1 protein-coding gene and 1 pseudogene are annotated in these 883 nt (G+C 63.2%); one reads left to right on the forward strand and one right to left on the reverse strand.

Translation table 11 applies throughout. The features are described 5' to 3' along the window. Positions 1–44: 44 nt before the first annotated feature. Positions 45–365: a 2Fe-2S iron-sulfur cluster-binding protein gene (locus H483_RS28485; protein ID WP_007628312.1), complete on the reverse strand. Its 321-nt coding sequence runs from the start codon at positions 363–365 to the stop codon at positions 45–47. A 121-nt stretch (positions 366–486) separates the two neighbouring features. Here H483_RS28485 and H483_RS40090 point away from each other — a divergent pair. Next, a pseudogene (locus H483_RS40090) lies at positions 487–883 on the forward strand (AraC family transcriptional regulator); the annotation flags it as partial.

The raw sequence follows: 883 nt of genomic DNA on the forward strand, positions 1-883 counted from the left end.
CGTCTTCACTGCGTCAGGGATCTTCATCTCGTCAACACCTCCTGTTACATCTGGAATTCAGGCAACTGCACGGTCAAGCCGTCCCATGACCGGGAGACCTGGACTTGGCACGACAGCCGCGACGTCGGCTCTCGCTCGGGGTTCATCGACAGCATCTCCTCCTCCTCCGGGCCGGAGGGGCCGACCTTGGCGGCCCAGGCGGAATCGACGATCACGTGGCAGGTGCCGCATGCGGCCTCTCCGCCGCAGTCACCATCGATGCCCGGAATGGCGTTGTTCGTGGCGACCTGCATCAGCGAGCAGCCCTCCTCGATGGGCGCCTCGTGCTTCTCCCCGTCGTATGACACGAAGGTAACGACTGTCATCTACAACTCCCTCACTATTGACTACGTCATCGACATTTTCTCCAGTATTGTCGTTGATATCGGCGATGACCATGTTGAATCGTGTCATCCTGCTGTGAGATCGGGTCACGTGAGGAGCGCTGTGCAGAGAAGCGAGCCGGGCGTCCCAGCGCTTGCCTTCGCGCAGCTGCTGGCCAGTCCGGCGATCGATCCGGACAGTGCCGAGCAGTTCCGTGCCATCATGGCGCGCGAGGGAACCGGGGAACTGTCTCTGATCCGGACCCAGGAGCAGGCACCGCTGCGGTGGTTTCGCGAGGTCTACCCGGACCTCGATGCCGAGCAGGCAACGAAGCTGGGGATCGCCTGCGCGGAACAGGCCCAGCTCACGTCCTTCGGGCCGTTGAGCGTGCCGCTGGTCAGCGCAGGAACCGTCGCCCAGGTCGTTCAGCTGTTGACCTATCTTCCCGTGATCACCGAGGCCGTCACCACCCAGTCCGATCCCCAGCGCGACGACCTGACGATCCGGCTCACCGGGAACG

This window comes from Dietzia sp. UCD-THP (assembly GCF_000349585.1).
Lineage (GTDB): Bacteria > Actinomycetota > Actinomycetes > Mycobacteriales > Mycobacteriaceae > Dietzia > Dietzia natronolimnaea_A.